General features: G+C 45.4%; 15 protein-coding genes. 7 read left to right on the top strand and 8 right to left on the bottom strand.

The window, feature by feature from the left end:
* Nucleotides 1-373 precede the first annotated feature (373 nt).
* The 3 genes from QZV86_RS04350 (at nt 374) to QZV86_RS04360 (ending at nt 3489) form a co-directional block, all read left to right on the top strand.
* Nucleotides 374-2830, top strand: coding sequence for a YdbH domain-containing protein (locus tag QZV86_RS04350; protein ID WP_295624411.1), 2457 nt, complete (start codon nt 374-376; stop codon nt 2828-2830).
* 68 nt (nt 2831-2898) lie between these two features.
* Nucleotides 2899-3114: a YnbE family lipoprotein gene (locus tag QZV86_RS04355; RefSeq protein WP_295624413.1), complete on the top strand. Its 216-nt coding sequence runs from the start codon at nt 2899-2901 to the stop codon at nt 3112-3114.
* 24 nt (nt 3115-3138) lie between these two features.
* Nucleotides 3139-3489, top strand: coding sequence for a YdbL family protein (locus QZV86_RS04360; protein WP_295624415.1), 351 nt, complete (start codon nt 3139-3141; stop codon nt 3487-3489).
* Between the two features lie 61 nt (nt 3490-3550).
* On the opposite strand, the gene QZV86_RS04365 is transcribed toward QZV86_RS04360, so the two are convergent.
* From QZV86_RS04365 to QZV86_RS04385, 5 genes are all read right to left on the bottom strand, one after another.
* Entirely contained in the window at nt 3551-5260 is a 1710-nt protein-coding gene (locus tag QZV86_RS04365) for an ABC transporter ATP-binding protein (RefSeq protein WP_295624417.1), read from the bottom strand.
* Between the two features lie 50 nt (nt 5261-5310).
* Nucleotides 5311-6000 carry a lipoprotein-releasing ABC transporter ATP-binding protein LolD gene (gene lolD, locus QZV86_RS04370; protein WP_295624419.1) on the bottom strand — a complete coding sequence of 230 codons (690 nt, stop codon included), beginning with the start codon at nt 5998-6000 and terminating at the stop codon, nt 5311-5313.
* A complete protein-coding gene (locus QZV86_RS04375; protein ID WP_292918606.1) occupies nt 5993-7240 on the bottom strand; it encodes a lipoprotein-releasing ABC transporter permease subunit in 1248 nt (415 codons plus the stop codon). The genes lolD and QZV86_RS04375 overlap by 8 nt, the downstream gene beginning before the upstream one ends.
* A gap of 106 nt (nt 7241-7346) precedes the next feature.
* On the bottom strand, nt 7347-8066 hold the full coding sequence (locus tag QZV86_RS04380) for a Crp/Fnr family transcriptional regulator (RefSeq protein WP_295624422.1): 720 nt from the start codon (nt 8064-8066) through the stop codon (nt 7347-7349).
* 155 nt (nt 8067-8221) lie between these two features.
* Nucleotides 8222-8713: a septal ring lytic transglycosylase RlpA family protein gene (locus QZV86_RS04385; protein WP_295624423.1), complete on the bottom strand. Its 492-nt coding sequence runs from the start codon at nt 8711-8713 to the stop codon at nt 8222-8224.
* A gap of 224 nt (nt 8714-8937) precedes the next feature.
* Here QZV86_RS04385 and speB point away from each other — a divergent pair, with 224 nt between their 5' ends.
* A complete protein-coding gene (gene speB, locus QZV86_RS04390; RefSeq protein WP_295624425.1) occupies nt 8938-9903 on the top strand; it encodes an agmatinase in 966 nt (321 codons plus the stop codon).
* A 75-nt stretch (nt 9904-9978) separates the two neighbouring features.
* Here speB and QZV86_RS04395 read toward each other — a convergent pair whose 3' ends face one another.
* The 3 genes from QZV86_RS04395 to QZV86_RS04405 all read right to left on the bottom strand — a co-directional run bounded on the left by QZV86_RS04395 (nt 9979) and on the right by QZV86_RS04405 (nt 14247).
* Nucleotides 9979-11304, bottom strand: a complete 1326-nt coding sequence (locus tag QZV86_RS04395) for a hypothetical protein (RefSeq protein WP_295624427.1) — start codon at nt 11302-11304, stop codon at nt 9979-9981.
* A gap of 230 nt (nt 11305-11534) precedes the next feature.
* Nucleotides 11535-13346, bottom strand: coding sequence for a DUF5666 domain-containing protein (locus QZV86_RS04400; RefSeq protein ID WP_295624429.1), 1812 nt, complete (start codon nt 13344-13346; stop codon nt 11535-11537).
* A 25-nt stretch (nt 13347-13371) separates the two neighbouring features.
* The gene (locus QZV86_RS04405; RefSeq protein ID WP_295624431.1) at nt 13372-14247 is read right to left on the bottom strand and encodes a DUF6502 family protein; all 876 of its coding nucleotides are present in this window, start codon (nt 14245-14247) and stop codon (nt 13372-13374) included.
* A 195-nt stretch (nt 14248-14442) separates the two neighbouring features.
* On the opposite strand from QZV86_RS04405, the gene QZV86_RS04410 reads away from it, so the two are divergent.
* From QZV86_RS04410 to QZV86_RS04420, 3 genes are all read left to right on the top strand, one after another.
* On the top strand, nt 14443-14751 hold the full coding sequence (locus QZV86_RS04410) for a hypothetical protein (RefSeq protein ID WP_295624433.1): 309 nt from the start codon (nt 14443-14445) through the stop codon (nt 14749-14751).
* A gap of 98 nt (nt 14752-14849) precedes the next feature.
* Complete coding sequence (locus QZV86_RS04415) at nt 14850-16670, top strand: copper oxidase (protein WP_295624435.1); 1821 nt, start codon at nt 14850-14852, stop codon at nt 16668-16670.
* Between the two features lie 122 nt (nt 16671-16792).
* Nucleotides 16793-17695, top strand: a complete 903-nt coding sequence (locus QZV86_RS04420) for a hypothetical protein (RefSeq protein WP_295624437.1) — start codon at nt 16793-16795, stop codon at nt 17693-17695.
* Nucleotides 17696-18225 lie beyond the last annotated feature (530 nt).

Raw genomic sequence — 18225 nt, forward strand, 5'->3', positions numbered from 1 at the left:
ATTTGCATCAGCAGCTCCATAAGAGTCGATTTTCCCGCCTCTGAAGGTCCAAAGATCACGATAATTAGAGACGGGTAAGATTTTTTCTTGGTAGCTAAAGACATTATTCACCTAATAGTCCTATAAATATCGCATGATCAAATCTTAACTACTTTATTGCCCAGCAGTGCTGAATTATAAAAAAGCCACCAAGTGTGGTACTTGAGTTTAATCGTGCCATTTATTTTCGATTGAAGAAATCGAATTTTGTTTTAAATGCCGGCATGATAATCTCTACTTTGTAAGATTTGAATTATCAAATTTAGATCTGCTGTAAATTCATAAGCCTATCTAGAAATACAATGAACCATTACAAACAGCTTCAATAAACCCAATGGCAAAACCATTAAAAACTGGATTACTGATTCTATTCAGTCTCATCATTTTTTCTGGAGTGGGACTTTATGCATTGCGTAATCCTCTTTTGGAAATGCTCATCAGCGATCAGTTACGCAAACAAGGTTTTCCGTTGCAATCTGTTGCACTGCTCGATATTTCTCTCAATGCCTTCCGCTTGCATGACCTGACAGCAGGTAACAAAAACGAATTGCATGTAGATAAAATTCTAGTGACCTGGCAATTCAGTGATCTGCTCTCCGGAAAGCCGGTATCTTTTGAAATTAACGGTCTGCAAATGACACTGGACCTGGATGGAGAACGTTCTTCTTTGGAATCCATAACCGCGATACCCGATAAAGATATCACCATACCGTGGCTACCCGCACTCTCACTGAAAGATTCAGTTGTTCGCCTGCATTCTGCTGCGGGCGCTGTGACGATTGCTTTGTCAGGCAGCATCGCGCAAGACCACGCAGGTATTCATTTGATACAGTTCAACACCATAATCTCCGGTCCACTTGCTCAAGCCAAGGGTGAACTGACTGCAGCCCTGGATGCGCAGGGAAATATACAAGGCAAGCTCGCTATTTCGGATGGTATGCTGAGCATCCCAGAAGCTAAAATATCAAGCTTCTCAGGCGAAACCGCTTTTGCATTTGCAGCATTGCATTTGCAGCATGTGCAGACTGAGTTTGCATTATCGGGTATTCAACTGCCGGAAAGGAAGTTAGAAAAAACTGTACCGGAGCAGACGGGTGAGAGTCCAGCTGAATTGGCATTGCGCAATGCAGCCATTGATCACGTTACCGTAAAAGGAAGCATTCGCGGACTAACGGATTCCTGGAATGGAGAACTTGATCTAGGTATTAATGGAGGAAAACTGATGATTGGGCCTGCAGAAATTCAGCAGTTATCGGTCACTTTACCGATGCAAGTTCAGTTCAGTCCGGACAACTGGCACATTGGACTGCGTAATCCTGGGCAGGTCTCATTGGGAAAGATAAATACCGGATATCTCCTACGTTTTCGAGGTCCTCCCGGTTTCTCAATTCCTTTGGCCGATCTGGAACTAACAAAAAGCCCACAGGGCTGGATACTTAAACACGATATTACTGTAATGCCTGCTAACTTGACCCTGCTGGTTAAACGCGATGCATCACCTGAAATTGAGGCAAACATTCGTCCGGGAAAAATAACTGCAACGGGAAAAATGGATGTCAACGGAACCTATCAAGGACAGTTGGCTATTGGTAAAGCCTCCTTTAATCTGCCACAATCTCAGATACAGTTTAAAGATATCTCAGCCACTTTATATTTGAATGATAGCGAAATTGTTAGTGCCGCTGATTTTGACATCGGCCAACTACAGCATTTGGCGCCCGAGTCTCTGTTTGCAGCCTTATCCATCACCGGTGACATCAAAAATAAAGCTAAGCAGGGAGAATCCGCAGAGTATGCACTGCAGATTACTGGCGGCATTTCAGGTTCGCAATTTCTAAAAGTCAAAGGCACGCATGCGCTGGATAGCGGTAACGGATTACTTAAGGCGGAGATTATTTCATTAAAATTTTCACCTGGTGGTTTACAACCGAGCGCACTCTCCCCCCTGCTAGTACAATTGAATAACGTCAGCGGACAAGTCAGTGCAATCGCTCAATTGAAATGGTCCACAGCAGGTATGCACAGCAGTCGCGGTACATTTGAGATGCGCAATGTTTCGTTTACGCGTGAAACTACAAAAATAAAGGATCTGAATATCACGCTGAATTTGGATAATTTGCTAACCTTAAGCAGTTTGCCAGGGCAAAAAATCACGGTAGGACAGATTGACTTCGGAATTCCATTAGAAAATTTACTGTTTTCCTATCATATTCTGGATACAATTCCCCCCCAAGTTGCGCTTGAGAAAGCACAATTCTCCATGATGGATGGCATAGTATCGGTGGCGCCCATCATCATTGATCCCACGGCCAAACACTCCGACATGCTGATACGAATCAGTAATATCAATCTGGAATCATTCTTCAACCTGATCAAAGTCGATGGACTTGCGGGAAGCGGACATCTTGATGGTCAGATCCCACTGACAATAGAAAATGATCAATTAACAATAAAAAACGGCTATCTTGCTGCCAAGGCACCAGGAATTCTACATTTTCAATCCCAAAAAGCTTCACAATTGCTTGCTTCTGCCGGAGAAGAAATGAATTTATTGCTGCAAGCGATGCAGGATTTCCATTACACTGAGCTATCACTGAATCTCGACAAATCGGCTGCAGATAATTTGGTAGCCAAACTTTCTTTATTGGGGAGCAATCCTAAGGTTATGGAAGGACAGGATTTTCGTTTGAACATTGGGCTTGAAACGGATATAGACAAAATCCTGGAAAAGATTAATTATGGCTATAGTTTATCCCATGAAATTCTGCGCGGCTCGTTCAGATTGCATTAAGTTAGGTTGCGCTAAATTGCAGACACAGAGCGCTATAATGCTCATTATTGGAGAGGAGGAGTGCAATCATGTGTAAAATTGAACGAATGACAAACGCTATAATTATCCCAGTAATCTTGATTTCTTACTGTTTGATAATCGCATCTTGTGCCCCGACGGTTAAGGTGGAATCCCCCAAGGAACCGATCACGATAAACCTTAATATCAAGCTGGATGCTGATATCCGGGTAAAGCTTGAAGAAGAAGCCAAAAAAGACATAGCCGCCAATCCTGACATCTTCTAACAGCAAACGAGAAAGGAGAATATCATGCTGCGTATTTCAAATAGAATCTTTAAAAAACCTTCGTCAAAAATTTCTGGAATCATCTTTCTGGTGTCAGCACTGTATGCAATTCCGGCATGGGCCGACAATCTGGAAAATCTGCGCGCGTTAGGTGCAGTTGGTGAAAGCAGTACTGGCTATGTCATCGCCAGAGAGCCTAGTGCCCAGGCAGAGGCCGATGCAATCAATGCCAAGCGCAAAGCAATTTACCAAGAAAAAGCTGCTGCACAAGGCATTGACGCTAATCAGGTAGGAAAAGTTTATGCTGAGGAAATTATCCAGAAGGTTCCGTCTGGGACCTGGATTCAAATTAGCGGGCAATGGAGACAAAAATAATCAATGCCTGAGTCAGGTTTTGATCGTATAGATTTCATTTCTGCGCGCCTTATGCGGCATCCTAATAACCTTGCGGCCCATGCGATAACGGCTCTGCCACTCCATTCGAAAGTATAAAAACTCGATCCGCTGCGTTAATAACCGCTGGCTGATGCGAAACAGCAATAATGGTCAAGCTCTTAGCCAATTTCTGTAACGTCTCGCAGATAGTACGCTCGCTTTCCGGGTCTAATGCACTGGTAGGTTCATCGAGAATCAGGAAAGACGGGCTATGCGCCAACGCTCGAGCAATCGCGACACGTTGCCGCTGCCCTCCGGAAAGTAGACCGCCACGTTCACCGACAACCGTTTGCAACCCTTCCGGCAATGCGTTAACAAAATCCCAAGCGCCAGCCTGACGGAGCGCCTGCTCTGCGTCACCAACTGTCAATGTGGGTTCTCCAACCAGAATATTATTCATGACAGTATCGTGCAATAAGATCGTATCTTGCGAGACATAGCCAATCATGTGACGCCATTGGCGCAGATTAATATCATGCAAAGACGTATTGTCAATTAGAACTTCACCGGATTGTGGTTCGGTCAATCCACATAACAAATCCAGCAAAGTGCTTTTACCGGCACCGGATGGTCCCATAACCGCCGTAAATGAGTTGACTGGTATTTCAATATTCAAATCTTCGAAGATGGCTTTCTGTCCATAATGAAATTTCACATGCTGCAAGGCAATGCCTTTTTGCAATGTAGGTTGTATTGTCCCGGTCGATCTTTCTGCCTCTGCACGTGCAGTTTCGGCTGCTTTGCGTAATGCCCAGTAAGCGCTTTCTTGCGCAGCAAGCTGCTGATGTCTGCGTTGTGTCTTATTCAATAATCCCAAAATACGGGTCAGCAAAAATACCATCAACATCACTTCCGGTAGCGATAATTCCCACATCACCAGCGCAATGTACAAACCGCTAGCAGTCAGTGCGGCAAGAATAGGTTCCTGCAATGCGGTCAGAGCTGCTCGGTTCATGACTTCCTTGCGCGTCGCTTTTTCCAGATGTTGCGTCTGCTCATGTAAAATGGCGTCGGCCACATTATCGCGCGCCATGGCTTTCAGCGATTTCACCGAGCTGAGCACATCGGACAAATAAGTAAGCAGGTTGCGTAACAAATGGGTTTGTTTCGTGCCCGCACGACGGGTTGCACTGACTAAGCGATTCAATGCAATCAATAAAAACAAACCGATGACTAATGAAGCCAGCGTTGCTTCCCATGAGATGAATAACGCTACAATTGCATATACCATCACTTGAATGGCCAGTGCCAACACGTTCACACTGTGCTCAAAGCCATTGGCGGCACGGTAGGCTTCGGTTGCAATCGAATTTGCTAGAGATCCGACAGGCTGCCGTAAATAATAGGACCATCGACTGGCTAGCAAAGCCTCAATCAAATCCAGCCGTAACGCTGTCGCGACATGCGCAACAGTGTAGCCCACTTGGCGATTCGCCAGCAACAACACCAATCCCTTGAAAAACATACCGCCGACGATAATGATCAAAATTGTATCCAACGTAGGATCAATACCGATATCTTGCAATGCTGTTTCCATGAATCTACCGACACCGGAATCGCCCGAATCGCCCGAATCGCCAACAGCTATTGATAACAAGGGCAGCAATGCGGTTAGACTCAATCCTTCAGCGATACCCGCAATCAATAGTGCGAACAGAACAAATGCACTGCGCCGGGGAAAAACCATAATATACGTGAATAAAGTACGCATAAGCCGGTTATGAAAAAGGATCAGAAAATAATGATTCGTTTACATAGATATCAGACATTCGGTACATCGCATAAAACTCCATCAATCAGTTGCTGGATGCGCTGCGCGCGATTGGCCAAACTTGTATCATGGGTGACGATGATCAGGCTGGCGTTGATTTTACGATTCAACTCCAACATCAACTCAAATACATGCTCAGCTGTTTTCCGATCAAGATTTCCTGTAGGTTCATCAGCCAGAATACAGGCTGGCTGCGTAACCAAGGCACGCGCAACAGCGGCACGTTGGCGCTCACCGCCGGATAATTCACCAGGCGTATGTGTCAAGCGATGACTCAATCCGACCAGTTGTAACATTTCAGCTGCGCGGTCATAGGCTTCCTGACTCGGCAAGCGACGAATCAGCAGCGGCATGGCTACATTCTCCAAGGCACTGAACTCCATCAGCAAATGATGAAATTGATAGATAAAACCAAGCGAGCCGTTACGTAACCGGCAGCGTTCCTCTTCGTTGATCCGAGCGATATCTTGCCCAAGAATCCGAATGCTCCCGCTGGTCGGCGCATCCAACCCGCCAAGCACATGCAACAAAGTGCTTTTACCGGAACCTGACGCACCGACAATCGCCAGCATTTCTCCTTTGACCAGATCCAGATTAACCCCCTTTAATACCGGAACGGCTAATTCTCCTTGCGAAAACTGCTTGACCAGATTGCGGCAAGAAAGAACCACATCATTCATAGCGCAATGCCTCCGCCGGGTTCACCTTGGATGCACGATAGCTGGGATAAATTGTTGCCAGCAAACTGAGAACAAATGAAGTTACGGCGACGGTTGTGATATCCGTCATCTGCGGATCAGTTGGAATCGTACTGATGTAATAAATTTCCCGCGACAGGAATTGGACATTAAACAAACCTTCAATAAATGCGACCACTTCGCCCACATTATAAGCTAACAGCATACCCCCGGCCACGCCTAGGATAGTACCAAAGACCCCAATAAATGTTCCTTGGACGATAAATATTTTCATAATGCTGCGTGGGCTTGCGCCGAGTGTGCGTAAAATCGCGATATCAGATTCTTTATCAGTCACCGCCATCACTAATGTTGAAACAATATTGAACGCTGCGACCGCAATGATTAATGCCAGAATTAACGACAACATGCGCTTTTCAATTTGGATCGCGCGGAAATAATTGGCATGCTGCCTGGTCCAATCGCTGATATAGCTGTCAATCGTCAACATCGCAGGTAACTCTTGGACCACTTGAGGAGCTTGAAACAAATCCTTTAGTTTCAAACGCACGCCGGATACATCGTCGTTCTCCATGCGATATAGTTTTTGTGCATCGAACATGTGAATCAAGACTAATCCGGAATCATATTCAAAATGCCCTACCTCAAAGATTCCAACCACAGTAAATTGTTTCAAGCGCGGCAGAATACCCGCTGGCGTAACTTGCCCTTGCGGTGAGATCAGCACAATTTTATCGCCGATAAAGGTGCCCATAGTACGCGCTAATTCCATGCCGATCACGATGCCGAATTCCCCCGGTACCAAATGACTCAAATCACCACTTACCATTGTTTTGGAGAAATCAGCCACATGATCCTCCATTGCTGGTAATATGCCGCGCACTAGAACACCCTGCACTACTTGATTATGTGACAGCATGCCTTGCGCACTGACATAGGGTGCAGCGGCTTCCACTGCTGGATGCTTGGCTGCTTCTTCTGCCGTTTGCTGCCAATGACTCAAGTTACCGTGAAAACTACCAATCTGGACATGCGAAGCAACACCCAAAATTCGTGAACGCACTTCTTTCTGAAAACCGTTCATTACCGACATTACGGTAATCAGCGCCGTCATCCCCAGCGTGATACCCATCAGAGAAATTAAAGAAATAAATGAAATGAAATGATTGCGTTTTTTGGCGCGCGTATAGCGCAAACCAATGAAAAGTTCATAGGGAGACACGAATGATAGTACCCGTTATAAGTTTGACCACGAAGTTTGCCATATTTACACGCAGCTTAACAAAATAATCAAGGATTGTGATTAGGATTTATACTACAAGAATTCGTTAAAAGCTGCCACGAGCTTCGTTGACCATCTCAGTGAGCTTTGCAATATCCAGTATATGCAAATCATGGCCTTGACGTAGTATCAGTTTACTTCTGCTCAACATGTTCAGTTCGCGTGATACTGCTTCCCGGTGCGTACTAACCAGATTAGCGATTTCGGTTTGGGTCGGTGCCGGAGAAATAACTGCAACATTTGCGGAGACCATGTAATTCCTTGCCAAGCGCAACAACTCTACTTGTATACGGTTACTCACCGCCAGAGTACTATAATCATAGACGCGCTCGGTCAGGCGGCGCACTTGCCCCGTTAGGCGCTTTAGAATGATCTCTGCGATCTGGCGATTGCCATAAACCAGATTCTGAAAATCCGATGCAGGCATTGATGCTAACAATACACTGCCCCTCGCAATTGCGGTAGCCGAACGGGGATGACCATCAATCGCTGTCAATTCACCAAACATTTCACCCGTTGGCAAATCGCACAAGATAACTTCCTGCCCCGATAAGCTGTGATACATGACACGGATTTCACCCTGTATAATAAAAAAAGCACTGTTAGTATGATCGTGATAGCGCACAATCTCATTTCCCGCTTCATATCGATGCCACTGACAAGCGGCAGCAACCATTCCGATATCTTGCGGCGAAAGACATTGAAACTCCTTGATCACAGACAGCATGGCGGTTGTACGGTCAGCTGGAATGTTTCGTGTAGTCATCCTTATCGTCTTGCAAATAGTTTTATTTCACCGGACTCGATCATTCTCTATGGCTTAACTTGCCCTTGAAATGAGTAATGATATATCAATTATAGATCGATACACCGTTTTGCAAGGAAATAGGATGCCGCATTATAGCGATTTTGCACTAATGCTTACTTCCGGCTGATTCTATCGCTGAGATGCTCCACTTTCACTCTATCGACACCATGCAGGCCAATCTTCTTAGCGGCACCTTGCGACAAATCAATGATCCTACCTTGCTTAAAAGGTCCCCGATCATTAACCAGCACATCAACATGACGGCCGTTTTTTAGATTAGTAACTCTGACTCTGGATGGCAAGGGAAGTGTTTTATGAGCAGCGGTAAGGCCGTGCGGAACGAAGCGTACCCCCATCGCCGTACGGTTGCCGGATTCTGAGCCATACCAGGATGCGTGACCAACTTCCCGGTATCCAACCGATGACCGCATTGGATAATAAGTAACGCCACGTACCTTATAAGGTTTGTTATATGGTGCGGCAAGATTGGGTGCACGTTGGCTAGAAATATCTGAAGAGCGCGGCAGATCGCCAGAAAACATCGAAGCACAACCGCTGATCAGGCCAGCGATCAATACCATCACACTCACTTGCCTGTAATTCACTGAATGCTGCATAGTACTTTAAACCAGATTTAATTTTAAATAGGTACAGATTATAACTATATCAATCTATCAAGATCTGTTGTATTGCTGTCTGTTTATCTGTGTTAATTAACCGACAGCACTTGAATCCGCAGTAATCAGCAACATATTATTGCTTGTGTTTGCAGCACTAGATGATCACTAAAAGCGATATGACGACATTCGACAAAAAGGATTTATAAATTATGACGAACAACAGCCACATCAAGATCAATGACGCCCAAGTACGCGAAAATCCTTATGGAATGCAACGCGAACCCACTTTTTCCGGTATCTCATCTTTTATGCGGCGCAAATATAGCAAAGATATTGGCGGCGCTGATCTGGTCGTCAGCGGAATTCCATTCGATTTGGCCGTAACCTATCGTTCTGGCGCCCGTTTCGGGCCGCAGGCAATTCGCCTTGCATCGGCGGAAGTTGCTTCGACGAAACCCTATCCATGGGGCTTTGATCCATTTGAGAATCTGGTAGTCATTGATTTTGGCGATTGCTTTCTCGATGTACACAATCCATTATCGATCCATCAAACAATTATCGAGCATGCTCGCCATATTCTGGAATCAGGTGCGCGCATGCTAACTTTTGGCGGCGATCACTATATTACTTACCCGTTGTTGAAAGCGCATGCGGAAAAGTTTGGCAAACCACTTGCACTAATCCATTTTGATGCGCATAGCGATACTTGGCCAGACGATTCACCCGATTCTCTGAATCACGGCTCAATGTTCTATAAGGCAATGAATGATGGGTTGATTGATCCCAGACATTCCGTGCAAATTGGCATTCGTACCTGGAACGATGATTTTATGGGCATACACATTCTCGATGCTACTTGGGTACATCGCCATGGCACTGATGCTGTAGTTACGGAAGTTGAACGCATTGTCGGCGACCGCCCAGCCTATTTCACCTTTGATATCGATTGTCTCGATCCTGCTTTTGCTCCCGGAACCGGCACACCGGTTTGCGGCGGTCTATCCACTGCCCAGGCATTGAGCATCATTCGTGGTTTTAGCGAACTTAATTTGATCGGCATGGATATTGTTGAAGTAGCACCCGCATACGACCATAGTCAGATCACGGCGCTTGCTGCTGCTCATATTGCAAGCGACCTTATTTGCTTGCTGGCAAAACGCAAAACGGAGAAATGAAGGCGCTTCAGGAGAAAATTCCTAATTAAGGGTCATCTACATTGAATTTAACTCGAGCAGAATTTTAAGTTTTTTCTAAAAAATATAGCGCAAATTGATGCCACCTCCCCAATCAGGGCTGCGATCGGAAAACCCTCTTATCCCGTATGCATTCAGTCTGAAGTTATTGGAAACTCTTTGCGAAAGATATAGCGTCAGATCCCTGCTGTCTTCCAAGCGCACAGGAGATTGGCCCATGGTGTAATTTGCCCCTAGGGTGACACTGGGAGATAATTGATACCCAGCACCGGTTGCACCATAGAGCACGTTATGAAAAGTAATCCCGGATGGGTTACCCAATATTCTGTAACCAAACGCTGCGCTCAATGTGAACTTGGAAATTGTTTTAAACAAATCGCCTTGAATAGCATAATCGACTTGACCACTTCCCATATTCTGCTTGGCACTGGCAGTCGGTATTTTTATCCGAGTGGTAATATCAAAAACAATACCAGTCGGTGCATGATCAATCAAATTGTAACTGAATGCGGCAACGATATCGCCCAATCCCGATTGCGTTGTTCTGTTAAACGATGATCCACCCAGCGGAATACCTCCAATCAGTCCGGAAGCGATAGTTTTGCTTAACCTGACACTATTTATCGCATCATCTGAATCGTCATCTTCATCGCCACCACCTCCGCTTCCACTATTGTCGTCGCCCCCACTACCACCGCCACCACTTCCGCTATTGTCGTCATCCCCACCACCACCGCTACCACTGTTGTCGTCGCCTCCACTACCACCGCCACCACTTCCGCTATTGTCGTCACCCCCACCACCACCGCCGCCACTTCCGCTATTGTCATCACCCCCACTACCACCGCCACCACTTCCGCTATTGTCGTCACCTCCATCTCCGCCGCCGCTTCCACTATTGCCGCCATCATCACTTCCACCGTTGCCGTTGCCCCCACCCCCACCAGAACCTGAATTGCTTTCCTCGCGACCTGGATTCTCACCTGAGCAATTCTGTGTGTTCTCATCACAAACAACAATGACACCACCACTACCTGAGCTGCTACCACCAGAAATTCCCCCTATAATAGGGCCCCCACCATCCACAACACCACCGATCCCCGGACCAAGCACATTACCCGGACCGGTGATATTAAGATAAGGAACAATCACTCTGAAAGATGCTCGATCCTTGTCGTAGCGGGCCGTGAAAGGAACATACCAGATATCAGTTGTAGTACTCCCTCCGTATTTACCTGTGGTAAAGTCAGTTGCCGCACTGAAGCTTAATCTATTGGCAAAAACGACGGGGCAATTGATGCCAAGCACTAATAACAATAATGCTAAGCTTTTTTGTTTAAAAGAAAAGGATAGGTGCATGAAAGCCTTTTTACGTATAAACATTCAGCGTAATCATCCGGTGCGGTTGCACGAATTAATAAACTACGGCCCATGTCTCAGTTAATTAATGCTGATCCCCGGTGTAGGTGTAGGTGTAGGTGTAGGTGTAGGTGCATTTTCTTTTATAGCCAGAATGGTCACTTATTCTACTTTTTTCTTTACAGGGGAAATTTTAAAATAAGAAAATAAATCACGTTCATATTTAATTTATTACCTTCTGAAAACCTAATCAGCTAATCGCGAATTCTATCTGGAACATCAAGATCTCGTAGGCTTTCTCTATGATCGCCAACCCGATCTGGAATATCGATATCCCGTATACTCTCTCTGTGATCACCAAGCCGATCACTCATACCAGAATCAAATTCGTCCGGCCTCTCATGTCTGTCAATAACTAAATCCTTGTCATAACGTTCTGCATCATCGCGCGCCCTATCTGGAGTGTCAGTATCACGCACACTATCTTTATGATCACTTGGCCTATCCCGCACATCTGAGCCGGATTCTCTTGGATTCTCAGGCATTATGGACTTGCGATTCGATGCATCGTTATCGCGCATATCGAATGATTTCTCTATCGGATCCCCTCTTGTAGAGCCGGAATGATCACTCTTTTTTTCGTCTTCGACACGGAATGAATGATCCATACGCGAATCCTTGCCGGATGACTGATCATTGCGTGAGTCAAGGTCGCGTCCTTTTTTTAAATCGCTCGGATTCTGATTGCCGCCATCATGCCCACTGCCGCGACCCTGACTATCTTTACCGCTCTGGGAAGGCTTGACTTCCGATTCGTTGCTCGTATTGTTTTTACCTTTGCCGCTGTTATCAATAAAAGCCCTATCATTTCCTTCCTGTATCTGAGGCGGCAGTATGTTTCTTACTTCAATACGTTCCGAAATAATCCGCTGATCCGCACTAAGCCTACCGCTAATGAGTACACGCTGATCCAACTTGAGGTCATTCCTCGTTGTTCCCGCTAACTGCGTATCGGGATCAATGATAATTATCCGGTTGCTTACGTTTAATTCCTTGCCACCCAGGGCATGGATATACCCTTCAATCACAAGATGTTCTACATTTCCAATACTCCGAGACATTGGCTCGACCTGGATTTGCTGGGCGTGCAAATGGATGCCATCCCATTGCCCCGTAACCTCGATTTCCATGCCTTGAGAAATATCCGTTAGCGATGATTTATCATCATGCTGAACGCGCGTGCCATTAACCACAAAACCATGTGTGTCAATTTGAGTGATATAACCATTTATTTTGGCTTGCACATGCGGCGGTGTGGTTTCGATTCGTGATGCTATAATCGCACCATTGGATTGTCTGTGACCACTGACTTGCACCCAATCGCCTGCCTTCATGCTTGAAACATAGTCATGATCCACAGATTTTCCAATCTGTACAGTTTGATCTAATACACGCATTTCCCCGGTTTCTGAATTAATATTGCTAATCGGCCCAATCGCCGCATGCACTACCGCAATGTTCCGAGCCATCAATTCGTGGCCAGCGCCTAGCGCACGCGCGACAACAACTTGCCCTACCGCAAGATCGCGTGCTGTAGAAGGTCGTCCATCAATAGAAATGGGAGTATTGCTGTCATAATGAACCTCAATGCCATTGACACAAATACTTGCAAATCCGGTGATAACACCAATAATTCCCGTTCCTCCAAGCCCCCCATCGTCAGCAACATGTCCAGTTCCTCCAATACCGCCTTCTCCCTGAACACCGGTACCGCCCACTCCTGATTCGGCTACTGGCGCACCAGTCCCGCCAATGCCGCCTCCCGAAACACCGGTACCACCCATTCCCCCATCGCGCACACCTGTCCCACCCACACCCGATTCGGCTAATGGTGTACCCGTGCCGCCGATTCCAGATTGAGGTTGCAGCATAGGGTTGGTCAGCGAAGCATTGACATCGCAATTGTTTTCAGCGAGGGCACTAGCGGAATAGAAAAACATCAGAGTGATGACACTCAATATATATGTCCCGCAACGGTATAGGGCGGCCAATGAAGTTTTTGTCATTTCGCTTTACAAACGTCCTGAATGATTAGCTCGGTGTATCATTGCTATCTGCTTTTGTTGATTCTTCCGAATCAACCGGCTCACTATAATAATAAATGCCGAATGTCATGCGATAACGCGATTCGCTTCTTGGTGTATCATTTTTTTCAAGTTCCATCGCATCTTTGTTAATGGCAAGCAACGATTCCATCCCAAGATAGGTGGATTTTTCAGCTAACTTCTGCACCGAATCAGTAGTTAATTCATCGTAAGAAACACTTCGTTCAAAGAAGGGCTGTTTTTCCCCTAATAAATTATTGGTTGCAGCAGCGGCATGATCATGCAAGTTATGACCGAAGTAATACACTTTTTCCTCAAAGCCGTATGCTGGAACAAATGCCGACGTATTGAGGCACACTCGCTTCTGATCGTCAAAATGCGCCACCCCGAGTCTCAACCATTCATCAAGTACAACTCGCGAACGGATATCACAACTTACATTGGCAACAAGTTTCTCAAATGAAATTTCACCGCCTTCTTTAATAAATCTAGGTAATGGCTTAGGTTGATTATTTTCATCGAGATAACGTGCGTCACTGGTCCAAAGACTCACCAATCGAGCACCCATTGAAACTGCTTGAGGAATTGCCTCAGCATCGGAATGATTCTCATGTCGCAACCGCTTAATATCTTTACGATGAACACCCGTTAACAAACTTAAATGGCTGTCCGTCGAAGATTTTCCCTCAATCTTAAAATCTTTATCTGCGATCTCTACGAACAATTCTTTCAGTAATTCCAACAAAAAAGGATAAGTAATCCCTTTTGACAGCATTAACCTGATTATTGGACGAAGTACGCGCCGGAGCGCAACAACGAGTGCTGGCGAAAGCGTTGAGTTAGGTGTTTGAATACTGTGCATAAAGCTTATCCACGAATAAATGGGCCACAAAGTTGATGAATACAAGCTATTTTAACATATCGTGGGAAATAATCACACAATATGTTGACATGGGAAAATATCCCACGTATAGTTGATTCTGTGTGAGGAAAAATATCACACGCACATCAGGACACATTACTGATGCTGCATCAATTCAAATCAAGGAGAAGTATCATGAAAAAACTCTCAATTATCACAATTCTAATGTTCAGCATGGGATTTGCATCTACATCTTTCTCTGCCGGAAAAGCTGTAGATGACTACCTTAGATACTCGAGCACAATGAACACTCCGACAGATCAGATTCGCCATGACCACAGCACGAATGATTCTAGCAGAACTGTGCATTCAAAAAATAATCAAAATGTCGCTTCACCTATCATACGCGACGGACAAAACGTCGATGATCGTGAAGCCAGACGAATCGGAAAACTGCTATGGAAAAACGACCATATTCACGGAGGTCATGGCAACACGAAATAATATAAGATAGTAAAACTCAGTGGCGCCTATCACAGGCGAAACTGAGTGAAAAACCACATAAAAACTATTATTTTTAATTGCTCCAAGGAGAATATTCAATGTTTAATAAAAAATTTTTAAAGCAAGCAGTCAATTTGGGGATCTGTTCCTCAGCACTGCTCATGTTATCAGCAGGCAGCGTCTCTGCCGGTGATAACGAAGTCAAATTTGAGCTGACGGATAATCCTGGACGATGGTTTGATACTGGCACGTCTGTCGCAGGGAATCGTTCAATTGCCATAGCTTCCCCAGGCGTGCGCGTGAAGTTCTCGGGCAATTCAAATACCGTGCATACCCGAACCAGCTTAATTTATCCGACGGGCGCTGCTAATATGCCTTTCAATACGGAACCGAGAAAAGGCGGAGATGATGTGACGCTAACAACACCCGGTTTGTATGTTTTCACCTGTAGCGTTCATCCCTATATGTTTGGCGCGGTGATTGTCGATGACCCCAAAACTACCGGGTTGGATTTAGGCTCTTCAATCAGCCTGATTAACGGCATTACCGTCCCATCCAGCAGCGATCTGGCAACAAGACTCTTACGGACTTTCTTTATTGCCACCAACCCTGCCAACTGGCAAGACTATGCAAGCAACAAACCGTGGCATATCACCTATCCGAATGTTGACGTGCGCGTAGACATTGGCGTTGTTAATCTACCAAACGTACTGAATGAACTTTATGGCAATGATATTTCGCTAAACGCACTAGAAAACCCTAAAACCCCCGCAGTTGGTGAAATATGGGTTGCCACACAATTTGAAACCACTCGCGGCAAGGAGAAACCCGGCACAATATCAGCAATAGATGGATCTTCCTGGCAAGTGACACGCAAAGTAGCATTACCTTCCATTGAAATGAACAACCCACACAATATGTGGACCGACAAAGACCAAACCGTAATTTATGCCACCCAATGGTTTGACAGTAAACTGGCTGTATTTGATCGTCAAACAGGCGCACTCATACGCAATGTATCCGTAGGCGAATCACCTGCACATGTGATGACTTTGACTGACTCCGATCGCCTTCACGTTACGAATAATGGCGACACACGCACGGACTCAGTAATGGAGCTAGCCCCCCTAGGAACCGGAGTACTGCGCCGAGTGGATATTGGGCGCGGTAATCCTCACGCACACTGGATGAGTCATGATGGCAAAACCATGGTAACGCCCAATGTTTTTTCAGGGGATTCCACGCAATACAATTTCCATACCGATGCTATTGAGGCCATTCTTCCGGTCGGCAGCCCTTTCGGCCATCCTATAGCAACGGGCATGATGCCCGATGCCAGCAAATATTACGCGGCTAACCTGCTCGACAGCACGATCGCGGTTGTGAATATGGATACCCACAAGGTTATGAAACACATTAACCTAATCAAAAATTATGACCCGGTTGCAGGAACCATTACCGGCCCAATAGGCGCATTACCGATTCAAACCCCGGTTTCTCCTGATGGTAAAAATATGATAACCGCCAATACGCTCTCAGGCACGATAACTATTGTCAATACGAATACCGATAAAGTGGTTGCGATGCTGCCCTGTGATCCTGGTTGCCACGGCGTACAATATGGAGCCAAACAAGGTGGCGGTTACTATGCGTATGTATCCAGCAAGTTTTCCAACAGAATGCTGATCGTGGATCCTGATCCAAATAATGATGGCGATCCATCGGATGCAAAAATTGTTGGTGCGGTAGGATTATTTGCCGCAGGCACTACACAGAAGGATGACGCAATAAAAGGGAATCCAGGCATGGGCGGGCAAGGCATTCTGCCGATCCCGGTAGTATATAACGGCTGGGTGCAGAATCTACCCGCATCTTGGAGCAGTCAATTGACTCCAGCTCAACGCAATCCGATTGAATAATCGTATTTTTAATATAACTAGTTCCATGGATAAATGACAACTACAGATAGTATTTGATATCGCCTTACCCTATTAAATGCTATCTGTCACATTGACTTAATTGATTTTTTAGGAGAACCAAAATGAGCACAGGACATGATGATTCATCCAACAGCAACAAACATTTTACGTTCACCATTGAAAACGGAGCTGTGACAGCCTATTTCGAAGTTGAAAATGGAATAACTCAGCAAGAATCTATCGACAATAGAGATTCTTTTGTAATCGATGGCACTCAAATCACCCACACCAAACAATCGTCTAACGGGCCGGAAATCACTGTCTATTCTGACCCCGAGGGTGATGGATCCTACAAAGCCATCTCTGATTCCAACGGCACCGATGATGATGGCAATAATGATGATCGCCCTGGCAGTGGTGACCGCAAAGGTTACCAATTCACTATTAACGAAAATAACGAAGTCGTTGAAGTATTCGAAATTAAAAAGGGTGTACCGGAACTTGAGCCCATCGATGATGATGGCACTGAAGTCTATTCTGTGACGGATGCGGGTGATGTAATTCGTGCTGACGAAGAACCTTTCGGCACAGAAATCACACGCTATTCTGATGCAGATGGCGATGGCATCTATCATCGTGTTTCTGAAGAATGGTCCCCTAGCTCTCCAGGAGCCGGGTTTAAGATTACAGATCGACTCGATTACTCTCCATCTAGCGGCGATGATCGAATTGGAGTACGCGGTGGCGAAGATTGCCATGGCGGACAAGGTGCGGATGACTTTGTGATCCGCGAGGCCGCACATTTACGAATCGGAGACTTCAACTCCAGCGAAGATAAATTCATTATATTTGATACCGGGCTGGGCCTTATTTCAAGAGAACATCTAGAAAGCTTTGTCACTAATATTCACCGTAGTGATGATGATCAAGATTTCATAGTAGATTTTGGTTCTACCGCATCAGTCACGCTGGTTGGCGTCGCGTCTGATCAAATTAGCTGGGATGATGTCAGTGTATTGAGTTAGACAACTACTAACTCGAATACTTCGATAAGCTCATAACGGGCAATTAAGTTTTGTTCTTTGTTCTGATTGAGCTTGTCGAATTGAGAAAATAGTCATCAACCAATTGGGCGTTTTCCTAGCACTTTAGCCAAAGGAACGATAATCCCTAGAGGCTTATTATTCTGTTCCTCGGGTAGAAAACTCTCTGAATGCCGGTTAATACCGCATATTCTGCGGCAGAGGAGTTCTGCGTCACTTTTTCCGGCTTCGAATAGATTGGCTTAATCTCTCCGAATAATTCATCTACATGATTCACAAGGAATATCAGCAACTATCAATTCCAGTTATCGAGAATTCCTCGTGAATACATACAATATAAATAATAAGGGAGCAAATATGAACTACCCGCTAAAAAGACACTTAGTTTTAAGACTCATTATTGGCACATGTTTAAGTGTTATGACCGCATCACAGGCATATGCCCAGGATACGGCAGCTCAACGCATCAAGCAACTGGAAAGTACCCTGCAACAGATTCAAGATGAATTGAA

The organism is uncultured Nitrosomonas sp. (genome assembly GCF_902826915.1).
Taxonomy (GTDB): domain Bacteria; phylum Pseudomonadota; class Gammaproteobacteria; order Burkholderiales; family Nitrosomonadaceae; genus Nitrosomonas.

Bases quoted from the DNA above. Each gene is read 5' to 3' on its own strand.
- QZV86_RS04410 (WP_295624433.1), top strand. From the start codon at position 14,443: ATGAAAAAACTCTCAATTATCACAATTCTAATGTTCAGCATGGGATTT.
- QZV86_RS04380 (WP_295624422.1), bottom strand. From the start codon at position 8,066: ATGACTACACGAAACATTCCAGCTGACCGTACAACCGCCATGCTGTCT.
- QZV86_RS04360 (WP_295624415.1), top strand. From the start codon at position 3,139: ATGCTGCGTATTTCAAATAGAATCTTTAAAAAACCTTCGTCAAAAATT.
- QZV86_RS04365 (WP_295624417.1), bottom strand. From the start codon at position 5,260: ATGCGTACTTTATTCACGTATATTATGGTTTTTCCCCGGCGCAGTGCA.
- QZV86_RS04350 (WP_295624411.1), top strand. From the start codon at position 374: ATGGCAAAACCATTAAAAACTGGATTACTGATTCTATTCAGTCTCATC.
- QZV86_RS04395 (WP_295624427.1), bottom strand. From the start codon at position 11,304: ATGTTTATACGTAAAAAGGCTTTCATGCACCTATCCTTTTCTTTTAAA.
- QZV86_RS04405 (WP_295624431.1), bottom strand. From the start codon at position 14,247: ATGCACAGTATTCAAACACCTAACTCAACGCTTTCGCCAGCACTCGTT.
- QZV86_RS04420 (WP_295624437.1), top strand. From the start codon at position 16,793: ATGAGCACAGGACATGATGATTCATCCAACAGCAACAAACATTTTACG.
- speB (WP_295624425.1), top strand. From the start codon at position 8,938: ATGACGAACAACAGCCACATCAAGATCAATGACGCCCAAGTACGCGAA.
- QZV86_RS04400 (WP_295624429.1), bottom strand. From the start codon at position 13,346: ATGACAAAAACTTCATTGGCCGCCCTATACCGTTGCGGGACATATATA.
- QZV86_RS04355 (WP_295624413.1), top strand. From the start codon at position 2,899: ATGTGTAAAATTGAACGAATGACAAACGCTATAATTATCCCAGTAATC.
- QZV86_RS04415 (WP_295624435.1), top strand. From the start codon at position 14,850: ATGTTTAATAAAAAATTTTTAAAGCAAGCAGTCAATTTGGGGATCTGT.
- lolD (WP_295624419.1), bottom strand. From the start codon at position 6,000: ATGAATGATGTGGTTCTTTCTTGCCGCAATCTGGTCAAGCAGTTTTCG.